Annotated in this window: 15 protein-coding genes; 5 read left to right on the top strand and 10 right to left on the bottom strand. The window is 72.2% G+C overall.

What is annotated here, in order from left to right; genetic code table 11:
* Positions 1-176: 176 nt before the first annotated feature.
* Both AB0B90_RS27620 and AB0B90_RS27615 read right to left on the bottom strand, forming a co-directional pair.
* The gene (locus AB0B90_RS27620; RefSeq protein WP_362925566.1) at positions 177-983 is read right to left on the bottom strand and encodes an SGNH/GDSL hydrolase family protein; all 807 of its coding nucleotides are present in this window, start codon (positions 981-983) and stop codon (positions 177-179) included.
* Entirely contained in the window at positions 980-1,555 is a 576-nt protein-coding gene (locus AB0B90_RS27615) for a PadR family transcriptional regulator (RefSeq protein WP_362925564.1), read from the bottom strand. Before AB0B90_RS27615 ends, AB0B90_RS27620 begins: the two co-directional genes overlap by 4 nt.
* Before the next feature lie 371 nt (positions 1,556-1,926).
* Here AB0B90_RS27615 and AB0B90_RS27610 point away from each other — a divergent pair, with 371 nt between their 5' ends.
* From AB0B90_RS27610 to AB0B90_RS27595, 4 genes are all read left to right on the top strand, one after another.
* The gene (locus AB0B90_RS27610; RefSeq protein WP_350943656.1) at positions 1,927-3,276 is read left to right on the top strand and encodes a trypsin-like peptidase domain-containing protein; all 1,350 of its coding nucleotides are present in this window, start codon (positions 1,927-1,929) and stop codon (positions 3,274-3,276) included.
* 320 nt (positions 3,277-3,596) lie between these two features.
* A complete protein-coding gene (locus AB0B90_RS27605; RefSeq protein ID WP_362925562.1) occupies positions 3,597-4,922 on the top strand; it encodes a serine hydrolase in 1,326 nt (441 codons plus the stop codon).
* A gap of 9 nt (positions 4,923-4,931) precedes the next feature.
* Entirely contained in the window at positions 4,932-5,237 is a 306-nt protein-coding gene (locus AB0B90_RS27600) for a serine hydrolase domain-containing protein (RefSeq protein WP_362925560.1), read from the top strand.
* 57 nt (positions 5,238-5,294) lie between these two features.
* Positions 5,295-6,878, top strand: a complete 1,584-nt coding sequence (locus AB0B90_RS27595) for a helix-turn-helix domain-containing protein (RefSeq protein WP_362925558.1) — start codon at positions 5,295-5,297, stop codon at positions 6,876-6,878.
* A gap of 92 nt (positions 6,879-6,970) precedes the next feature.
* Here AB0B90_RS27595 and menC read toward each other — a convergent pair whose 3' ends face one another.
* The 8 genes from menC to AB0B90_RS27555 all read right to left on the bottom strand — a co-directional run bounded on the left by menC (position 6,971) and on the right by AB0B90_RS27555 (position 16,329).
* Positions 6,971-8,071 (bottom strand): o-succinylbenzoate synthase, encoded by a 1,101-nt coding sequence (gene menC / locus AB0B90_RS27590; protein ID WP_350943649.1) that lies wholly within the window; start codon positions 8,069-8,071, stop codon positions 6,971-6,973.
* Positions 8,072-8,310: 239 nt separating this feature from the next.
* The gene (locus AB0B90_RS27585; RefSeq protein ID WP_362925555.1) at positions 8,311-9,093 is read right to left on the bottom strand and encodes a GNAT family N-acetyltransferase; all 783 of its coding nucleotides are present in this window, start codon (positions 9,091-9,093) and stop codon (positions 8,311-8,313) included.
* Entirely contained in the window at positions 9,090-10,304 is a 1,215-nt protein-coding gene (locus AB0B90_RS27580; protein ID WP_350943646.1) for a M20 family metallopeptidase, read from the bottom strand. Before AB0B90_RS27580 ends, AB0B90_RS27585 begins: the two co-directional genes overlap by 4 nt.
* Positions 10,301-10,636, bottom strand: a complete 336-nt coding sequence (locus AB0B90_RS27575; protein WP_362925553.1) for a hypothetical protein — start codon at positions 10,634-10,636, stop codon at positions 10,301-10,303. Before AB0B90_RS27575 ends, AB0B90_RS27580 begins: the two co-directional genes overlap by 4 nt.
* A gap of 159 nt (positions 10,637-10,795) precedes the next feature.
* Entirely contained in the window at positions 10,796-12,562 is a 1,767-nt protein-coding gene (gene cydC / locus AB0B90_RS27570) for a thiol reductant ABC exporter subunit CydC (protein WP_350943643.1), read from the bottom strand.
* Complete coding sequence (cydD, locus tag AB0B90_RS27565) at positions 12,559-14,346, bottom strand: thiol reductant ABC exporter subunit CydD (RefSeq protein ID WP_362925550.1); 1,788 nt, start codon at positions 14,344-14,346, stop codon at positions 12,559-12,561. The genes cydC and cydD overlap by 4 nt, the downstream gene beginning before the upstream one ends.
* A 16-nt stretch (positions 14,347-14,362) precedes the next feature.
* Entirely contained in the window at positions 14,363-15,133 is a 771-nt protein-coding gene (locus tag AB0B90_RS27560) for a cytochrome d ubiquinol oxidase subunit II (RefSeq protein ID WP_350943640.1), read from the bottom strand.
* 11 nt (positions 15,134-15,144) lie between these two features.
* A complete protein-coding gene (locus AB0B90_RS27555; RefSeq protein WP_350943638.1) occupies positions 15,145-16,329 on the bottom strand; it encodes a cytochrome ubiquinol oxidase subunit I in 1,185 nt (394 codons plus the stop codon).
* 166 nt (positions 16,330-16,495) lie between these two features.
* Between AB0B90_RS27555 and AB0B90_RS27550 the strand changes: the two genes are divergently transcribed.
* Positions 16,496-16,825 (top strand): helix-turn-helix transcriptional regulator, encoded by a 330-nt coding sequence (locus tag AB0B90_RS27550; RefSeq protein WP_362925547.1) that lies wholly within the window; start codon positions 16,496-16,498, stop codon positions 16,823-16,825.

Here is a 16,825-nt window from a genome sequence, read left to right as displayed (position 1 = left end):
GTTTCTCCGGGCAGGTGATGCTGGAGGGCAAGGTGGTGCGCCGGGGCGGTGGCACGACCGGTGCGGTGCGGCTGGGCATGGGGTTGGCGCCCGAGAAAGGTGCGATCTCGTCCGTGAGATCGCGGCCCGGTCGTGTACGGGCACCTCCCGCCGAACCCGCGGGGCGAGCTCGTCGATCAGCCGATGCCCGATCTGCCGGGCATCGGCTGATCGTTCATCGCCGGTGGAGCGAGAAGGGGACGCTTGGCCGTGCGGCCGTCACCCGAGGATCGGCCACGCAGACGACGGCCGATCCACGGCCTGGCGAAGGTGACCAGCCAGCGCAGCTCCGTCGCCGCGGTCCGCCAGGCGGCGGGGACGGGCAGCGCGGGGAGCGGAGACATCCAGGTGGAATCGCTACCCGGAAGGCTCAGGGCCTGCGCCATGGCGGCGGCGAGCCTGGCGTGCCCCACGGAACTGATGTGCAGGCGGTCCTCGTGCCACATCCGGGCATCCGTGACGAACGCGAGCGGGTACATGTCGACCACGGTGACGCCGTGGCGGGCGGCGGCCTCGCGAATGCGCTCGTTGAGGTCGACCACCCTGGGCAGGAGCGGGCGGGTGAGCGGCGCGACCCTGGTGATGTCGGGGAAGGTCGCGGTGACCACGTGCGCCCCGATGGCGGTCAGGCCCGCGAACATGTCCTCCAGGGCACCGGCGACCTCGGCGGCCCGGTATCCGGGCCGGATGACGTCGTTCATGCCGGCCACGACCGTGGCCAGGTCGGGGCGCAGTTCCAGGGCGACCGGCAGTTGCTCGTCGCGGATCCGGGCGGCCTGGCGGCCGCGTACGGCGAGGTTGGCGTAGAGCAGGTCCGGGTTGGCGGCGGCCAGGTGCTCGGCGAGCCGGTCGGCCCAGCCGCGGTACCCGCTCACGTCGTCGCCGTCGCCGAGGCCCTCGGTCTGGCTGTCGCCGAGCGCGACGTAGCGGTGGTAGGTCTTCACGTCGGCTTTCCCTCGTTGTGTACGGCGCGTTCACCCAGCGTCCTGGCGGTCTGCAGGCACCAGTCGCGCATCTCCCGCTCCAGCCGGAGCCCTCCCAGGCAGGTGAGGTACGGGCCGACACGCTCCCCCTCGCGCAGGAAAGACTCCTCGTCCATGTCGCCGCGCAGGCGCACCAGCATCTTGCCGAACAGCGCGAGCTTGGCCGCCGCCGCCTCCGCGCGCTCGTGGAGCTGGGCGATCAGAATCTCGGGGTCGAGCAGGTCGGACGCGTGGACCTTCACGGCCAGGTCGTCGCGGATGAGCAGGGGCTTGACCGGGCTCGCGGCGAAGGCGGCGAGCTCGCTCATCCCGGCCTCGGTCACGGTGAACACCCGCTTGTTGGGACGTCCTCGTTGCACGACCTCGCGGCCCGTCACCAGAGCGTCGGACTCCAGCTTGGCCAGCTCGGCGTAGAGCTGCTGGGGGGCGGCGTACCAGAAGTTGGAGACCCCCACATCGAAGATCTTGGTCAGTTGGTAACCGCTGTACTCGCCGTCCAGCAGCGCGGCCAGCACCGCGTGTCGCAAGGCCATCGACTAGCCACCACAGTCATGGTGATTAATAATCATATTTGAGTATGGAGCTGAGATGGGCTGAGAACAAGAGAGCGAGGCGAAATGCCGGTGGTGTCCTCACGGGTGATCGCCGCATTTCCCGGCCGGAGAGGCGGGTGGTCCTCGGCATCCCCGTCCGCGCGCCGAGTCTGGAAAAGATCTTCACGTTGGTCTCCGGGCCGCGGGGTGCCCGCTGAGCACGGCGGATAAAGCCGTTGTCAGAGGATCCCGCTCGACGCGATCAGGCTCTTAACCTGGTCTTACGTGCGGTCGGGCATTGTTTTCCCTAACCGGTGAGTACCGGCCTCCGCCCCGTCGAATCGTGGGGGATGTAGGACTTGGGGGAAGACATGGACCCGAACAGGAATGAGCAGCAGGGCACACCGGCCGAGGCGACCCCCGGGAACGACGGCTGGACCCAGTTCGGCAAGGTGCCGCCACGCGTCGGCGCCTACCGCGCCGACGCCGACACCGGACCGCAGCCGACGCTGATCCACCCGGTGCCGGAACAGCTCGCCGCCGAGGCGCCGGTAGGAGCCGGAGGGTACGGGGGATCGGGGGCGGTCCCCCCGCAGCGAGGAAGACTCAGCGTCGGGCAGAAGGTAGGCGCCGGTCTCGCTCTGGCGGCCATGGCCGTCGGAGGTGGGGTCGCGGGGGCCTTCGCCGCGACGAGTCTCAACGGCGGCGCCGTCGCCCAGGTCTCGTCGGCCGGCCCGGTGGTGAGCCAGGTCGGCAACGTGACCACGGTCGCCGACATCGCCCAGGCCGTCCAGCCCTCCGTGGTGTCGATCGAGATCAGGACCGCCGCCGGCGGGGGCGAGGGGTCCGGGGTGGTGCTGTCGGAGGACGGACTGATCCTGACCAACAACCACGTGGTGGAGGCCGGAGGCCAGGGGGGTCCGGGCAGCCAGGTGACCGTCAAGTTCAGCGACGGGAAGTCCGCCACCGCGAAGATCGTCGGTACCGACCCGGCCACCGACCTCGCGGTCATCAAGGCGGAGGGGGTCTCCGGCCTGACCAAGGCATCGCTCGGCGACAGCGACCGGCTGAAGGTCGGTGACTCCGTCCTCGCGATCGGCAGCCCGCTCGGCCTGTCCGGCTCGGTCACCGCCGGTATCGTCAGCGCGCTGAACCGTACCCTGACCGTCGGCGGCGACCAGGGCCGGCAGCAGCTCCCGCCCGGCTGGGGCAGGCAGCAGCAGAGCGGCAGCGCGGGCACCACCATCGGCGGCGCCATCCAGACCGACGCGGCGATCAACCCCGGCAACTCGGGAGGTGCGCTGGTCAACGCGGCCGGCCAGGTGGTGGGCATCAACACCGCCATCGCCACCAACGGCGGGGAGGGCAGCATCGGCGTCGGCTTCGCGATTCCCATCACCACCGCCAACCAGGTCGCCCAGCAGCTCATCGAGAGCGGCAAGGTCTCCCACGCCTTCCTGGGCGTGAGCATGACCGACGCCACCGGGGACGCGGGCGGAGCCCTGGTCGGCCAGGTCACCGAGGGAAGCCCCGCGGCCAAGGCGGGCATCCAGCAGGGCGATCTGATCACCAAGATCAACGACACGGCGGTGGACGAGGCCGCCACCGTGGTCGGAGCCGTCCGCGGCTTCAAGCCCGGCCAGCAGGTGAGCATCACCTACGTCCGGGACGGGCAGCCCCACAGCGTCACGGTGACCCTCGCGGAGAAGACCGGCGAGTAAGGTTCCCCGACGGATGTGCCGCCGGAGCCACCACGGCTCCGGCGGCACATCCGTTTTCGTCGTTCACGGCACATCCTCGCCGTGGGCCGTGGGCCGTGGGCCGTGGGCCGTGGGCCGTCGCCGGGTCCCGCTGGTCTCGAGCCCTCGCCGGAGGCGCCCCTCGCGCGGGGCCGGAGAACGGGCGCTCCCGCGAGGCGGTTGGAGAACGACACAACGGATCGGGCCCGGTTCGTCGTGAAGGCCGAAGAAGCGCAGCCCGGGTGGGCTTAACGTTCGGACATGCCTCGCCTTCGGGTGGACCACGAAGAAAGGATCGTCGAATGGCTGGAGCAGCGGATCCCGGTCGCTGGCACGCCCGTCTCGCCGAGCTGATCACCGAGTACGAGGTACCCGGCGCGGGCCTGGCCTTCCTGCACGAGGGGGAGGTGCACGAGTTCGCCGCGGGCGTGCTCAACGTGGAGACCGGGGTGGAGGCGACCACCGACTCGCTCTTCCAGATCGGCTCGGTCACCAAGGTCTGGACCGCCACCCAGATCATGCTCCTCGTCGAGCGGGGCGCGCTCACGCTCGACACCCCGGTCGCCGAGGTCCTGCCGGAGTTCCGGGTCGCCGACCCCGAGGTGACCAAGACCGTCACCATCCGGCACCTGCTCTCGCACACCTCCGGCATCGACGGGGACCTCTTCCTCGACACCGGCCGCGGCGACGACTGCGTCGAGAAGTACGTCGAGGCCTGCGCGGACCTCGCGCAGAACCACCCCCTGGGCGCCACCCAGTCGTACTGCAACTCGGGGTTCGTCATCGCCGGGCGCGTCGTCGAACGTCTCACCGGCAAGGTGTGGGACGCCGCGCTGCGCGAGCAGATCATCGAGCCGCTCGGCCTGACCCACACCTGGACCCTGCCGGAGGACGTGCTGCGCTTCCGCGGCGCGATGGGCCACATCGACGGCGCACCCGCCCCCGTCTGGGGCCTGATGCGCTCCTGCGGCCCGGCGGGTTTGATCTGCGCGCGTCCCGCCGACGTCGTGGCCTTCGCCCGCGCGCACCTGGGCACCGGCCTGCTCGCCGACCCGCGGGCGATGTGGGAGCCGCAGGTCGACATCCCCAACCCGTACACCCTGGGGAGGCAGTGGGGGCTGGGCTGGATCCTGGACGAGTGGCAGGGGCAGCGGATCATCTCCCACGGCGGCAACACCATCGGCCAGGCGGCCATGCTCTGGGCCGTACCCGACAGCGAGACCGTGGTGTGCGTGCTGGCGAACGGCGGCCACACCGCCGCGTTCCACCACGCCCTCGCCACCGAACTCTTCGACGAACTGCTCGGCCTGGCCGTGCCGCCCGTGCTGGGACCGCCGGCCGTGCCGTTCGAGACCGACGTCGAGCGGTACGCCGGCGTGTACGAGCGGGCGGGCAGCCGGATGACGCTCACGGTCCGCGACGGCGGGCTCTCGCTGCACATCGAGGCCACCGGAGCCCTCGCCGGGCTGAAGCAGCCCATGGAGTTCGGTCTCGTCGCGGTGGACGACGTCACCTTCGTCGGCCGTCCCGAAGGAGAGCCGCAGTGGCTGTCGGCGGTGTTCTACGAACTCCCCGACGGCTCGCCGTACATCCACCTGGGTGTGCGTGCCACGCCCAAGATCGCCTGAGGAGCCGGGATGTCCGAGAACCTGCGAGAGCGCCTCGACGCGGCGGCGCGGCGGCACGGCGTGCCCGGTGCGGCGCTCGCGATCTGGGCGGGCGGCGAACTCGTGGAGGCCGCCACCGGGGTGGTGAACAGGAACACCGGCGTACGGACCACGGCCGACAGCGTCTTCCAGGTCGGTTCCACCACCAAGGTCTGGACCGCGGCCCTGGTGATGCAGCTCGTCGACGAAGGGCTGATCGAGCTGGACCGGCCGGTCCGCGAATACCTGCCGGAGTTCGCCGTCGCCGACGGCGCGGAGAAGGTCATCACTGCGTGAGGCATCCGATGGTGCGGACAGAGAACAATATCGCTGTATGTCCGTTACCGTGAGTGGATGACCAGCCAGCCGCGGGCGAGCCTGCAGCGGATCCTGGAGGATCTGGGCAGCACGGTGCTGGAGGTGGCGGTCTCCCCCGGGGAGCTCGACGCCGAGGTCACCGGCGTGCACATCTACGACCCTCTCGACGAGCTCCTGCTCCCCGAGGGAGGTCTCCTGCTCGCCGTCGGGGTCGACCGCGCCGAGCGGATCTGCGCCCTGCTCGACGAGGCGGGCCCGGCGGCGGGTGTGGTCGTCAAGCAACCGGTGGACGTCGACGAGCTCGTCCGGGCGAAGGTCCTGGAAACCGGGGTGGCGGTGCTGGGCCTCACCCGTGCCGCCTCGTGGGCGCAGGTGGCCGCGCTGCTGCGTTCCCTGCTGGCCGAGGGCGACTTCGCGGAACCGGGGGAGGATCCGCCGGACGACCTGTTCGCGCTGGCCAACGCGGTGTGCGCGCTTCTGGACGCGCCGGTCACCATCGAGGACCGGTCGTCGCGGGTGCTGGCGTACTCCGGGCGGCAGGACGAGGCCGATCCGGGCAGGGTGGCGACCGTGCTCGGCCGCCAGGTGCCGGAACGCTACCAGCGGATGCTGGAGGATCGCGGATTCTTCCGCCGGCTCTACCAGAGCCGCGAGCCGATCTACATGGAGCTGAGCGGCGACAGCATCAACCGGGCGGCGATGGCCGTCAGGTCCGGGGACGAGATCCTCGGCTCCATCTGGGCCGCGGTGCGGGAACCGCTGAGCGAGCAGCGGCAGCGCGCCCTCGCCGACGCCGCCAAGATCGTCGCGCTGCAACTGCTCCGGCAGCGGGCCGGAGCCGACACCAGGCGGCGGCTCCGCGCCGACCTGCTCTCCACCGTGCTGGCCGGCGGCCGGGACGCGGCGGAGGCCGCCGGGCGGCTCGGTGTCGCGAGCGGACGGCTGTGCGTGCTCGCGGCCCAGCTCAGCGGCGGATCCCACACCGACGCCGCGCACAGGGAGAGCGACAGGCAGCGATTCTGCGACGCGCTCGCCCTGCATGTCGGGGCGATCCATCCCAAGGCCGCCGCCGCGCTGGTCGGCTCGGTGGCCTACGCCATACTGCCGCTGCACGCCGGAGGCGACGAGGAGTCACGGGCCGTGCGGGTCGCCGAGAGCTTCCTCGCCCGGGTCGGCCCCCGGCACGCGGCCAACATCGGCGTGGGACGCCTCGCGGGCAACCTGGCCGAGGTGGCCAGGTCCCGGGTCGACGCCGACCGGGCGCTGCGGGTGCTGCGTGCCCGCGAGGCGTCCGGCGCGGTCGTGGGCTACACGGGGGTGCACTTCGAGGCGCTGCTGCTGCGGCTGTCGGACCTCGTCGAGGCCGAGGAGCAGGTTCCCACCGGGCCCTACCAGCGGCTCGTGAGGCACGACGCCGAGCACGGCAGCGAACTGGTCGCCACCCTGCGGGCCTACCTGGACGCGTTCGGCGACGTCAACGCCGCCTCGGCGAGGGTGCACGTGCACGCCAACACCTTCCGCTACCGCTTGAAGCGACTCGTCGAGATCAGTGGCCTGGACCTGGCCGATCCCGACGCACGGCTCACCGTGATGCTCCAGATGCGGCTCTTCGGGCGATAGCACGAAGCGGAAACCGGCCGCGCCGCGGAAGGGGCGGAAGGGAGCCGGCCGCGACCGGCTCCATCTGGGTTCTCGCCGAGGTGGGGAACGCTTCAGACGGTGATCCATTCGGTGGAGACGGTGACCTCGTCCAGGATCGCGGGGACGGGGGCGACACCGATGCCGGGCCCGGTGGGGACCTCCAGGTGCCCTTCGTCCAGCTCGAAGGGGGCGGTGATGTCGGTGGCGTAGTAGCGGCGCGAGGCGGAGGTGTCGCCGGGCAGCGTGAAGCCGGGCATCGCGGCGAGGGCGAGGTTGGCCGCGCGGCCGATCCCGGTCTCCAGCATGCCGCCGCACCACAGGGCGACGCCGTGGGCGCGGGCGAGGTCGTGGATGCGCCGCGCCTCGAGGTAGCCGCCGACGCGGCCGGGCTTGACGTTGATGATCGAGCAGGCGCCCAGGGTGATGGCGGCGGCCGCGTGCTCGGCCGACTCGATGGACTCGTCCAGGCAGATGGGAGTGGTGATCTTCGTGGCGAGCCGGGCGTGCTGGACCATGTCGTCGTTCGCGAGGGGCTGCTCGATGAGCAGCAGGCCGAAGTCGTCGAGCCTGGCCAGGTGGGGGGCGTCGGCGAGGGTGTAGGCGGCGTTGGCGTCGACCTGCAGGAGAAGGTCGTCGCCGAAGCGTTCGCGGACGGCGCGGACGGGGGCGAGGTCCCAGCCGGGTTCGATCTTCAGTTTGATCCGCGCGTAGCCCTCGTCGAGGTAGCCGGCGACGGCGTCGAGGAGCCGGGGGACGGAGTCCATGATGCCGACCGACACTCCGCAGGGCACACGGTCGGCCTCCGCGCCGAGGAAGGAGGCGAAGGACTCGCCGGAGGTGCGGAGCCCGGCGTCCAGGACGGCGGTCTCCAGGGCCGCCTTGGCCATGCGATGGCCCTTGAAAGGGCGCAGGGCGCGGTTCACGCCGTGGGCGTCGACGTGGGCGGGCAGGGCGGGGATGAGGAAACGGCGCAGGACGTCGGCGGCGCCGTCGACGTATTCGGAGGAGTAGAGCGGGTCGGACATGGCCACGCACTCGCCCCAGCCCTCGGCGTCGGGGGTGACGACGCGCAGCAGCAGGACGTCGCGTTCGGTCTCGGTGCCGAACGAGGTGCGGAAGGGGGCGACCAGCGGCATTCTGATCCGCCGCAGTTCGATTCCAGTGATCTTCATGACGATGTGCGGCCTCCGCCGCGTCTCCCTCCTCTAGCGCCGCCGGTCAGGCGACCCGTTCCACGATTGTCGCGCGGCTCGCGCCGCGTCCTTCTCCGCGCGCCTCGCCGGACGTCTCCGGAGCCTCCGCCACGAGCCTCGCAGATCGGGACACTCAGCGGCGCACCTCCACCGGGTGGCGGCCCTCGCGATGAACCCGGTCAGCTCCACGAGGCAATCGCCCTTGGTGGTGAACCCGGTCACCCGGGCGCCCTTTCCACGAGGTAGTCGCCCTTGGTGGTGAACCCGGTCACCCGGGCGCCTTCTCCCATCAGTGAGCCGAGCACGTCGCGTACGGCGTGGCGCCATGACGTGGCCGCGCCGGGATCGGTGCGGCGCAGCGCCTCGATGTCGGCCGGTATCGCGACCAGCAGCGTCCGGGCGTCGGTTCTTCCCGGGACCGGTCGGCCGTCGCGTTCGGCCAGTGCGGTCACCGCGTCCGACGGGATCTTCGGCCGGTCCGGCTCGCCTCGTACGGCGGCGAGCACCTGCGGCTCGGTCAGCCGCCAGACGGTGAGCATCCGGTCGGACTCGTCGCCCGCGTTGATCGCGTCCTCCATCACGCCGTAGAAGGACGGCAGGTACTCCTCGGGACGGGCACCGAGCTTGACCAGGTTGAAGTGGGCGTTGCGGCGCACCAGCGGATCGTAGGTCCAGGTGATGCGCTCCAGGCCCCGGTCGAGTGCCCAGCGGCGCTGGTGCGACTTGAGCGCGAATCCGATGCCGCGCCCGACGGCGGCGCCGGTGACGTGCGAGTGCAGCACCTGCCCGGCCGGGGCGGCGAGGAAGCCGACCGAGGCGCCCACCAGCCGATCGCCCTGGTAGGCGCCGGTGACGTAGTTGCCCGCGTGTGACAGCGCCCGCATCAGCTCGACGGTGATGGGCTCCCCGCCGGGATCGGGGTGCCAGATGCCGTCGAACAGCCGGAAGACCTCCTCCATCTCCTCGATGGAGCGCAGCTCGCGCAGTATCACGCCGTTCATCCGAGTGTCGCCCGGAGCAGGCCGGCCAGCAGCGCCGTACGGCCGGGCATCTCGGCCACGACCACGTGCTCACCGTCGGCGTGGGCGCCGCCGCCCACCGCGCCCAGCCCGTCGAGGGTGGGACAGCCGGCTCCGGCGGTGTAGTTGCCGTCGGAGGCTCCGCCCACTCCGACACCGATGAGCGGGGCGAGCCCGAGGCCGTCGGCGATCCGCTGGGCGACGGCGAACAGTCCGGCCGACGAGGCCTCCTCCAGGGGAGGGCGGTTCGGGCCGCCCGTCACCTCCAGCCGGGTTCCGGCGAGCCGGGGGGACAGTGCCCTCATCAGCTCGTCCACCCGCTCCTGCGCGGCGAGTGTGGGCACCCGCACGTCCACCGACAGGCGGGCCAGCGCGGGCACGGTGTTGACCGTGGTCCCCGCCGACAGCACCGTGGGCGTGACGGTGGTCCGGCCCAGGCCGCCGGGCCCGCCGGATGGCGTCCCCGGTGTCGTGGAGCCCGGCCGCGGATCGTGGAGCAGGGGCAGCCCGCGCGTCGCGGCGGGCGGCGTCTCCGCCGTCGTCACGGCATGGGGAGCACCGTTCACCCGGTCGGCGATCCCGGTGACGGCGAGGATCTGGTGGGCCAGCTCGATCCCCGCGTTCACCCCCTTCTCCGGTTCCAGGCCTGCGTGCGAGGCCGTTCCGCGCACCACGAGCTCGTAGAGCGACGTTCCCTTGCGTGCCGTCTTGAGCGCTCCGCCGTCGGCGCTCGCCTCCAGCACGAACGCGGCCGCGAGGCCGCGTGCCGACTCCTCGATCAGCGCGCGTGAGGACGGTGAACCGACCTCCTCGTCGCCGGTGACCAGAACGCACACCCCGTCCGGCGAGGGCAGCGCGGCGAGTGCGTGAAACGCCTGCACCAGCCCGGCCTTCATGTCGAACACCCCGGGGCCCCGGGCGATCCCGCCGCTCACCGACCAGGGGCGTTCGGCGAGCGTCCCGAGCGGCCAGACCGTGTCGTGGTGGCCGACCAGCAGGACCCGAGGTGTGCCGAAGGTCCACCGCAGGTGGGTGACCCCGTCGATCACGATCGTCTCGGCGCGTGCGCCGAGCCTCCTGAACCCCTGGTCGGCGACCACCCGGGCGCTACGGGCCACCGCCTCGTGGTCGGCGGAGAACGACTCGCACGCGACGAGCTCCTCCAGGTCCTCGAGCATGACGTCCAGGTTCATCGTGCTCGTCCCAACTCGGCGCGGAACAGGCGGTGTACGTTGCCGCCGATGATCTTCGTGATCTCCTCGTCGGCGAAGCCGTGCTTGAGCAGGGCGTCGGTGACCAGGGGCAGCCCGCTGGTGCCCGACAGTCCCGACAGTCCCGACAGTCCCGGCAGGGCCGCGAAGGGATCGGCGCCGTAGTCCTGCTCGCAGCACGGGGGAGTCACCTCCCGCAGCACCTCGCGCACGAAGAACGACGCCCAGCGGTCCGGCGGACGCGCGGTGACCGCCATCAGCAGATCGTTGTGGGTGTCCGCGACGACGGCGCGGTGGTGGAGCTCAACGGACACGGGCCAGCCCTCCTGCGTGGTTACCGCGACGGTACGACAGGTTGAGGGAGATGTAATTCGGCTGTTTTTCCTAAGAATGGTGAATTGTTCGTCCAATCGACCAAGATCACTGGTTTCGCTCCGGCCGGAGAGGAGGGACGGGCGGCGGGTGAGCAGGCGTCACCGGCCGGCGGTGAGCGCCTCCGAGCGCCACAGGTCACGGTAGTAGCCGGGAGAGGAGACCAGCTCCCGGTGGGTGCCCCGCTGCGTCACCGACCCGTTCTCCAGTACGACGATCTCGTCCACCCGCTCCAGCCCGCGCAGCCGGTGCGTGACGAGCAGCGTCGTGTGGCCGTGGGTGGCGTCCAGGAGGTCGGCCATGAGCGCGTCCGCCGTCGTCTCGTCCAGGGCCTCGGCGGGCTCGTCGAGCAGCAGCACCGGCGGGTCGTGCAGCAGCGCCCGCGCCAGCGCCAGCCGCTGCAACTGGCCACCGGACACCGTACGCCCGTCCTCCCCGAGCGTCGCGTCCCAGCCGGTGCGCTCCACCCACCGGTCCAGGCGTGCCCGCCGCACCGCCTCGGCCAGCTCCTCCTCACCGGCCTCCGGGCCCGCGAGCCGCAGGTTGTCCCTCAGCGAGGTCTGGAACACGTACGGATCCTGCGTCAGCCCGGTCATCACCCGCCGCACGTCGTCGGAGGCGAGCTCCCGGACGTCCACCCCGCCGACCCTGATCGTCCCCGACTCGGGTTCGACCAGGCGCATCAGGGCCGACAGCAGGCTGCTCTTGCCGGCACCGCTGGGGCCGACCAGGGCGACGCGCCTGCCGGGGGTGAGGGTGAGGCTGACGCCGTCCAGGGCGGGGGCGAGGCCGGTGTCGTGCCGGACCACCAGGTTCTCGATCTCGACGGTCGGCGGCCCGCCGGGGACAGGGAGCGGGACGGACGGCTCGGTCACCGCCGGCGGGGTCGCGCCCACCTCCCGCAGGCGGCGCAGGGCGGCGAGCACCCCGGTCAGCCGCTCCCCGGCCGCGGCCATCGGCAGTACCGGCTCGAAGGACACCAGCGAGACCAGCGCGAGCACCGCGGTGGTCACCGAACCCGCCCCCGAGCTTCCCGCCAGCAGCACGACGGCCGTCACGGTCAGTCCCTGGGTGAGCATGCCCAGGGCCGAGGCCACCGCGTTCGCCCGCGCCTGCCTGCGCTCCAGCGCCGCCAGCCGGGCGTCGGTCTCGGCGGCGGCGGCGAGTGCCCGCTCGTCCGCCCCGTAGGCGGCGAGGTCGGCGGCCCCGTGCACCAGATCGGCGACCCGGGCGGCCAGGTCGGCCCGTGCCGGGGCGATCCGCGCCGACCAGCGCCGCGCGGCGGCGGCCGTGCCCGCCGGGATCAGCACCCCGGCCACCAGCAGCCCGGCGAGGAGCGCCAATGCCGCCACCGGGAGCAGGAACAGGCCGATCACCACCGCGGCCACGCCGGTGACCAGCGCCGCCAGCGCCGGCAGCAGGCAGCGTACGAGCAGGTCCTGTACCGCGTCGGTGTCGTCGACCATGCGGCTGAGCAGGTCGGCCCCCCGCTGCTTCGGCGATCCTGTGGGGATGAGCGCCCGGTAGAGCCGCTCCCTGGTCGTCGCCTGGGCCCGCAGCGCCACGTCGTGACCGGCCAGCCGCTCCCCGTAGCGGAAGACGCCCTTGGTCGTCGCGAACGCCCTGACCCCGACGATCGCCACGCTCAGCGCCGCGAGCGGCGGCTGCTCGGCGGCCCTGGTGATGAGCCACGCGGCGGACCCGATCAGCCCGAGCCCGGCCAGCTCGGCCGCCGCCCCCGCGGCCGCGGCGAGGGCGAGCCGCCCGCCGGACCGGCCCACCGGTCGTCCGCCCGCCCGGTCCACCGGTCGCGCCTCCGTCCGCTCCCCGTCCGTCCGGCCCGTCGGGATCTGGCTGACATCGGTCACGGGGAGACCTCCTCTCGTGTCCCCGCCGGAGGTCTCTCCCCGGCCACCACCCGGCCGTCGGCGATCCGGATCACCCGGTCGGCCAGGTCGATCATCGCGGGCCGGTGGGCGACGATCACGGCGGTGCGGCCCTCGGCGAGCTCGCGGGTCGCGTTCACGACCGCGCCCTCGCTGCGGCCGTCGAGCCGCGCGGTCGGCTCGTCCAGCAGGAGCAGGTCGGCCTCCGGGCGGCAGAACGCGCGGGCGAGCGCGACCCGCTGCCGCTGCCCGGCCGACAGGTTCGTCCCGCGCTCGCCGAGCACCGTGTGGTAGCCCTCGGGCAGCGCCAGGATGAACTCCTCCGCCTGCGCGGCCCGCGCCGCGACCCCGACCTCCTCGATCGTCGCACCGGGGGCACCGAGCCTGATGTTGTCGGCCACCGAGGTGGCGAAGAGGTGCGGGCGCTGGGGGACGAACGCCAGGCGCGCCCGCCAGGGGTCGTGGTCGCCGATCTCGGCGCCGTCGACGAGCACCCGGCCCTCGGTGGGGGTGACGAAGCCGAGCAGCAGGTGGAGCAGGGTGCTCTTGCCCGCACCGCTCTCGCCGACCAGGGCCACCCGCTCGCCGGGGGCGATCACCAGCGACACGTCCCGCAGCGCGGCCTCCTCGCGGTCGGGGTAGCGCACCGTGACATGCTCCAGCCGGATCTCCGGCGCCCTCCCCGCTCCGGACCGCGCCTCCGGCGGGGATTCCTCCGCCGGACGCGTTCCCGCCCGCCCGCCGCGCGCGGGCCCCACCGCCGGGACCGCCGGGACCGCCGGGACCGCCGGGATCGCCGAGGCTCCCGCGGCCCCCGTCGCCCTCGGGGCTCCCGCCTCGCCGTCGAGGACGGCGAACGCCTCGTCGGCGGCGGCGACGCCCTCCATCGCCGCGTGGAACCTGCCGCCCATGGTGCGCAGCGGCAGGTACGCCTCCGGCGCCAGGAGCAGGACCAGCAGCGCGGTCGACAGGTCCAGGGAGCCGGAAAGCAGCCGCAGGCCCACCGGGACGGCGACCAGGGCGAGCGACAGGGACGCGGCCAGCTCAAGGACGAGCGAGGACAGGAACGCCACCCGCAGCGTGCGCATCGTCGCGGCCCGATGGGCGTCGGCCACCCGCCGGATCACCTCGGCCTGGTAGCGGGCCCTGCCGAAGGCCCGCAGCGTGGGAAGGCCCCTGACCACGTCCAGGAAGTGCCCGCCGAGGCGGGACAGGGCCTTCCACTGGCGCTCCGTCACGGCCTTGGTGTGCATGCCGACCAGTGCCCCGAAGATCGGGATGAGCGGCAGTGTGACCAGTACGATCACCGCACTGGCCAGGTCGGCGGTGAACAGCCGGACGAGCACCGCGATCGGCACGACACCCGCGACCGCCACCGCCGGCAGGTAGCCCGACAGGTAGGGGTCGAGGGCGTCCAGGCCCCGGCCGGTCAGGGTCACCAACTCGCCCGAGCGCTGCGAGGCGGGCCTGACGGGACCCAGATCCCGCAGCCGCGCCAGCAGGCGGTGCCGCAGGGCGGACTTCACCCCGGTGGTCATGCGCCCGGCGGCGACTCCCTGCCCCAGGGTGAGCAGCGCCCGGACGCCGACGACGAGCGCCAGCAGGATCAGGGCCTGGGCCGCGAACCGTCCGGACAGCACCCCGGCGAGCAGTTCCGCCTGGACGAGGACGAGCAGCCCGGTCAGGACGGCGGCGGCCAGGCACAGGGCCAGGTGGCGGCGGACGGCCCGCTCGCCCAGTGCCAGCCGTACAAGATCCTTGTGCATGCCAACCCTAGAGAGCTCAGAAGAACGAAGGAACCCGATCGGAGGCGGCGCGCCCGGGACCGAACGTCCGCCATACCCATACTTGCGCAGCCACCATGACCGGCGCGAAGGGCAGAATCATGACACTCAACACACTCAGCGTCCCGGCGGGCGCCGTACGGTCGAGCAGCCAGGGGGCGAGTACGGCGAGCAGCACCGCGACGGGCGCCGCGGCGGCGCCCGCGGAGAGCAGGAGCGCCCGTCCGGTGCGGCGCGCGCCGGTCACCTGTCCGGGCAGCCGCCACGAGGCGAACGTCCAGCCGTGGAAGGCGAGCAGCGCGGCGACCACCAGAGCGCCGACCAGTCCCGGCAGGCTGATCGGGGACCCCGTCAGGCCGCCGGCCACCGCGACCAGGGCCATGCCCCAGCTCAGCGCGAGACCGTACGAGCCGGCGACGATCGCCCAGTCCCAGGTCGTCCGCCACGCGCCCCCGTCGGCGCGGCGGCGGAACCAGAGCCCGGCGTCGCGCACGATCCACGACACCAGCAGGGAGACCACCAGCGGGTAGAGGCCGAACAGCACGTCTCCCTCGATCGAGGGGAAGACGCCGAACAGCACGCCCGCCACGGCCACCAGCCACACCTCGTTGGCCAGGACGAACGGCGCCATGGCGGCGACGATCTCGTCCCGGTCCCTCCTCGTCCTGCCGAGTACGGGCAACAGCATGCCCAGGCCGATGTCGAAGCCCTCCAGGGCGAAGTAGCCGATCAGCAGTAGGGCGAACACGCCGAGCCAGAGGATGTCCACGGTCTGTCTCCCTAGTGGCTGAGCGCGTGCGCGCGCTCGGTGGGGTCGGCCGGTGCGTCCGCGCCGAGGGTGGTGGCGGCGGGTCCGCGCCGTACGGTGCGGACGATCAGCACGTAGTCGATCACCGCGAGCAGGGCGAGCACACCGCCGAAGGCGATGAGCGAGACGCTGACCATCTGGGAGGTGAGGCCGGGGGACATGGCGTCGGCGACGGTCAGCCTGCCGTTGATCATCCAGGGCTGCCTGCCGGACTCCCGCGCCAGCCAGCCCAGGATCGCCGCCACGAACGGCAGCGGGGTGATCGCGATCAGCAGGGGGTGTGCCCAGCGCCAGCGCGGCAGCCAGTACACGGTCGGCGCCAGCACCAGCATGACGAAGAACTGGAGCAGCTGGCCGATCGCGATCATGAGGCCGAGCGCCCACGCGGCCGGCCCCCCGTTGTCGAACTTGTCCGGCTGGAACAGGGAGAGCGGGCCGAACTGGGCGTAGCCGAAGCCGACCGTGATCAGCGAGCCGACGAGCGAGGTGATCACTCCGGTGCGGAGCGAACTCGTGAAGAACTCCCGCTCGGCGGTGCGCCGGAACAGCTGGTACGCGCTCGCCCCCATCAGCACGAAACCGCCGGTCCACAGGCCCGCGCCGAGTACGTGCGGCAGCGCCATGGTGAGCGTCGGGTTGGTGAGCAGCGCGCCGAAGTCGGTCAGGACGAGGTGGCCGTCCCCTTCCACGGCTCCCGCCGGGTTCTGCAGGAACGAGTTGGCCACCATGATCCAGAAGGCGGAGGCGTAGGCGGTCAGCGTCACCACCCAGATGCACGCCACGTGGAGCCATTTCGGTAGCCGGTGCCAGCCGAAGATCCACAGCCCGAGGAAGGTGGACTCCAGGAAGAACGCGACGAGCGTCTCGATCGCGAGCGGCGCGCCGAAGACGTCTCCCGCGTAGTGCGAGAGGCCGCTCCAGTTCATGCCGAACTGGAACTCCATCACCAGTCCGGTGAGGATGCCGAGCGCGTAGTTGATCACGTAGATCTGGCCCCAGAAGCGGGTCGCCCTTTCGTGGACCGGCTTTCCGGTGACGGCGTAGCGGGTGTGCATGATCGCGATCAGGGGGGCCAGGCCCAGGGTCAGCACGACGAACAGGAAGTGGAGGCTTCCTGTCACGGCGAACTGCGTCCGGGCCAGGTCGAGCACGTCCACGGTCTCACCTCCATTGTTATGTCTGTCTACCTATAGGCATGCTACATGTAGAAGGCCTACATGTAGCATGCCTATACGAGAGGTAGGCTGACGACGTGAGCCAGCGAAGTGAACGAACCGCCGGGTGCGGTGAGACGGGATCCGCCCGGTGGGCGGAGGCGACCGGATGAACACCGACGCGCTCCGCGGTCACATGGACGCCCTGCTGCTCTCCGTGCTGGAGCACGAGCCGCTGCACGGCTACGCGATCATCGAGGCGCTCCAGGCGCGCAGCGGTGGCGCGCTGAACGTGCCGACGGGCACGGTCTACCCGGCGCTGCGGCGGCTGGAGCAGGCCGGATACCTGGCCAGTGAGTGGGCCACGGTGGGCGGGCGCAAGCGGCGCACCTACCGGCTCACCTCGCCGGGGCGTACGGCCCTCGCCGGCGAGCGCTCCGCCTGGCGGGAGTTCGCCGGGGTGATCGGCAGCGTCCTGGAACCGCGCACCACCCGCTGA

Source organism: Streptosporangium sp. NPDC049078, assembly GCF_040648855.1.
Taxonomy (GTDB): Bacteria; Actinomycetota; Actinomycetes; order Streptosporangiales; family Streptosporangiaceae; genus Streptosporangium.
The sequence above is the reverse complement of the archived record's forward strand: the minus strand, read 5'-3'. Positions and strand labels throughout refer to the sequence as shown.

Coding starts and splice junctions, on each gene's coding strand:
- AB0B90_RS27585 (WP_362925555.1), bottom strand. CDS start 9,093: ATGAACGGCGTGATACTGCGCGAGCTGCGCTCCATCGAGGAGATGGAG.
- AB0B90_RS27610 (WP_350943656.1), top strand. CDS start 1,927: ATGGACCCGAACAGGAATGAGCAGCAGGGCACACCGGCCGAGGCGACC.
- AB0B90_RS27600 (WP_362925560.1), top strand. CDS start 4,932: ATGTCCGAGAACCTGCGAGAGCGCCTCGACGCGGCGGCGCGGCGGCAC.
- menC (WP_350943649.1), bottom strand. CDS start 8,071: ATGAAGATCACTGGAATCGAACTGCGGCGGATCAGAATGCCGCTGGTC.
- AB0B90_RS27550 (WP_362925547.1), top strand. CDS start 16,496: ATGAACACCGACGCGCTCCGCGGTCACATGGACGCCCTGCTGCTCTCC.
- cydD (WP_362925550.1), bottom strand. CDS start 14,346: ATGCACAAGGATCTTGTACGGCTGGCACTGGGCGAGCGGGCCGTCCGC.
- AB0B90_RS27580 (WP_350943646.1), bottom strand. CDS start 10,304: ATGAACCTGGACGTCATGCTCGAGGACCTGGAGGAGCTCGTCGCGTGC.
- AB0B90_RS27605 (WP_362925562.1), top strand. CDS start 3,597: ATGGCTGGAGCAGCGGATCCCGGTCGCTGGCACGCCCGTCTCGCCGAG.
- AB0B90_RS27615 (WP_362925564.1), bottom strand. CDS start 1,555: ATGGCCTTGCGACACGCGGTGCTGGCCGCGCTGCTGGACGGCGAGTAC.
- AB0B90_RS27595 (WP_362925558.1), top strand. CDS start 5,295: ATGACCAGCCAGCCGCGGGCGAGCCTGCAGCGGATCCTGGAGGATCTG.